Below are 3,367 nucleotides of genomic sequence, written 5' to 3'. Positions count from 1 at the left end.
TGCTTTTACTAACTGTTTTTGCTCAGAAGATACTATAGGCGCACTTAAAGCTTCTTCCAGTTCAGCACGACCTAATTTTTCTTCTAAAATATTCATTACTTCACGACCAAAATCATTAGAATTTCTTTGCCAAGCTTCTAAACAAACTTCTCCAAAAAAAGCACCTAAAGGTTCTGGGTTCCATAATAACTTTCTCGCAGTCCAAGGCATTAAACTCATGGGGTCATATCCTGGTTTCAGAACGTCATTTTTCAGGGCATAATCTTCTAAATGAGTATGAGGTTGTAACCCAATAAAAAAGATAGCAGGTTCTACTTTATCCGCTCCAAAAATTTTCTCTAATTCTCGGTGATAAGCAATAGTTTGTCGAATTGTTTCATAAGTTTCATCTATGACATTAAATGAATAATTAACCGAAACTAAATCATTAAAACCAGCAGCTTTTAAATCTCGACAATTTTCCAGTACTACCCGCAAGTTATAACCCATTCGCATTTTACGGACAAGTTCCTGGGAACCACTGGTAATACCAATTTCAAAATAATTCATCCCAGTTTTTGCCATGAGATCGCACAATTCGGGAGTTAGGTTATCAGCACGAATATATGCTGCCCAGTGAATATCATTCATACCCGCATCAAGGATTTTTTGCAATAATTCAATTGCATCATCCATAAACTTACGAGCAGGAATAAACTGAGCATCAGTAAACCAGAAATTACGAATACCGAGGTCGTATAGTTGCTTCATTTCTGCAACGACTTCATCCGCTGGGTTAATGCGGACTTGTTTACCTTCAATAACTGTATAAACGCAGTAACAGCAGTTATGAGGACAACCACGTTTGGTCTGTACCCCTATATAAAAATCTTGGTCTTGTAAGTAATAGACAAATTCTGGCCAGATACTATTAATATAGTCATAGTTGCAGGCAGTTTTTTCAACAGGAGCAGGTTTTTCGTGAATTAAGCGATCGCGTGGTGATGTTTCTCCGACTACATAACATCTTTGATCGTTAAAATCTTCTCCTCGAAGTAGTCTTTCTAACAGTACTTCTCCTTCTCCTACAGATACAATAGTACCATTAGGTAGACTACGACCTAATTGTTCATAAAATACACTTACTGCTCCACCACCAACTACCACACGAGTTTCAGGTCGATAATTTCTCGCCCTTTTGAGGCCCTGTTTAATTAGTCCTGTATTACGCCAGAGTTCTGTATAGTAGGAAACAGCTAATCGTAAACCTCCTATTGCACCTCTAAATTTGATCAGAGGGTTTTTTGCATAGTAAAACTCGAAGGCATTTTGCAGAGGATTACCTCCACGACCTCCTACAGGTGCATATATCTGAATATCTCGCCAGGAAAATACTAATAGATTTGGCTTGAACTCATCAATGCAATTATTTAGAGCTGTTTTATAGTCCAGAGGTGGTACTGCCCCAAGATCGAATATTCGTTGTTCTACTTCTGGTAAGTACTTGTGGATATGATCTGCCAGATAAACAACTCCAATGGGAAAAATGGGATTACAAGGAAGACGAACATAAAGAACTTTATTTTCCATAATCAATTTCTTTTATCAAATATATAAATTTTTGCTTTTTGTAAGTATTTTTTTGGAGAAAGATAACAAACATGGTGGACTTATTTAATTTTAGTATTTATTTTCTTAAAATTTTGATACACAATCTTAATAATCGTAAAATATTTTAGGTGTTGCTGATTTTAAGCATGAAATTTCTAATAATGTAAGTTTTGATACTAAAATTCAAGAGTGCAGATCATCACCTAAATTTTTCTAAATACCTATACCCGACTATACAGAGCTAGGCGTTGCTGAATTGAAGTATGAATGCGCGATTTCTGGTTCTGGTCAAGCCCCCGCGCATCCCTCAAAATTGGGGGACTTTTAGAGTTTTATTCCCCCCAAAATTGGCTTGCTCGGGGGGCAAAATAATACCCAGAATCAGCAACGCCCAGAGCTAAATTCATTGCCAAGTATAAGAAGCTTCAATCAAACAAAAAGCTGAAAATTTGAAATAATCTTAAGATTTTATTCAGATTTGTATGGGCCATGTGATGCTAATATTGTTAGTCAGTATTCAAGATTACAACTGATTGGGATCGGTTAATGTTAACTTGTTAATATAACTAAAACTTGTTTAAAGTAAAAACTTTTCAATAGACTATGGCACAAATTCTTGATCCCTTACCATCTAACAGTTCAAATCAAATTCTCTGCTGCTACGTTAATGCAACAAGTCAAATCCAAATTGCGAGAATTAGTAATATACCAAATTGGTATTTTGAGAGAGTTGTATTTCCAGGCCAGCGTTTAGTTTTTGAATCTGTGGCAGGGGCTTCTATGGAAATTCACACAGGTATGATGGCAAGTTCTATACTATCTGATACGATACCCTGCGATCGCCTCCAAATAAATGAAGGTCCTTATTCTTCTATACCTCAAACTGAAAATACTACAGTAAAGTTATTTACTTTACCTCAAAGACGGAAAAACCCTTCAAAAAAAGCAGCAGTTTTGAGTGCAGTAGATTAATTTAATTTAGTCTAGGATATACCAACTGAATCATAATTATTCCACTTGAAAAAAGTTGATATCCTTGATAATTAATACTCCCAAATAATGCAGTAATTTTATGTTTCTGTATTCAAAGGGATGTGAGAGAGGAAATGGGTTTATACCTGTTTCCTCTAAAGTTTTTAATGCACAAATAATCAACCTATTAAATTTAATATATTTAGTAATATTTAGTAATATTTAGTAAGAAAAAATGTCTCAAAATCAAGACTCAGAAACTTTTATCTTTAGAATTTCTCCTTTAATTAAATTAACCCTTTTAAGTTTGTATATTGCATTGACTATACCTCTGCCTTTTCTATCTCAAGCCACAAATGCACCGCTACCTCCTATGATTTTAGGAGTTGGACTAGCCCTAGGAGCAGTAGCATTATACGCAGCTTTAACAGAACGAGTAATTATTGATGATGGGGGAATTCAGGTATCTTACCCAGTCTGGGTGCCAGACCTATTTCGTAAAGGTTGGTATTTGCCTTGGGCAGAAATCAAAGCTCTCAAACCTCGGACTACAGGTCAGGGGGGTTTAGTATATTATTTTGTAAGTAATTCTGAAAAAGGTTATTTGCTACCCATGCGAATAGTGGGTTTTGCTAAGTTGGTGAGAATAGTTGAGGCTAAGACGGGTATAGATACAACTGATGTACGTCCTTTATCACAGCCTTGGATGTATTTAATTTTATTTGGTTGTACGATATTGTTACTATTAGTAGATGTTTGGACTATTTCCAACGCGATCGCTATTTCTTCTTGAAGAAGGAAGAGG

At 35.7% G+C, this 3,367-nt stretch carries 3 protein-coding genes; 2 read left to right on the top strand and 1 reads right to left on the bottom strand.

Translation table 11 applies throughout. The features are described 5' to 3' along the window. A partial coding sequence (locus AC3DU7_RS24165; RefSeq protein WP_488041848.1) for a photosystem II high light acclimation radical SAM protein occupies nucleotides 1-1,569 on the bottom strand: 1,569 nt, incomplete at its 3' end. Nucleotides 1,570-2,193: 624 nt separating this feature from the next. On the opposite strand from AC3DU7_RS24165, the gene AC3DU7_RS24160 reads away from it, so the two are divergent. After that, on the top strand, nucleotides 2,194-2,562 hold the full coding sequence (locus AC3DU7_RS24160; RefSeq protein WP_488041847.1) for a DUF1830 domain-containing protein: 369 nt from the start codon (nucleotides 2,194-2,196) through the stop codon (nucleotides 2,560-2,562). Between the two features lie 235 nt (nucleotides 2,563-2,797). Further along, nucleotides 2,798-3,355: a hypothetical protein gene (locus AC3DU7_RS24155; protein WP_488041846.1), complete on the top strand. Its 558-nt coding sequence runs from the start codon at nucleotides 2,798-2,800 to the stop codon at nucleotides 3,353-3,355. Nucleotides 3,356-3,367 lie beyond the last annotated feature (12 nt).

The sequence above is a fragment of the Okeania sp. genome, assembly GCF_983059655.1.
Note: the sequence above shows the minus strand (reverse complement) of the source record. Positions and strands in the feature narration are given on the sequence as shown.

What these genes read in the sequence shown, in the direction of transcription:
- AC3DU7_RS24160 (WP_488041847.1), top strand. Translation starts at nt 2,194, where the DNA reads ATGGCACAAATTCTTGATCCCTTACCATCTAACAGTTCAAATCAAATT.
- AC3DU7_RS24155 (WP_488041846.1), top strand. Translation starts at nt 2,798, where the DNA reads ATGTCTCAAAATCAAGACTCAGAAACTTTTATCTTTAGAATTTCTCCT.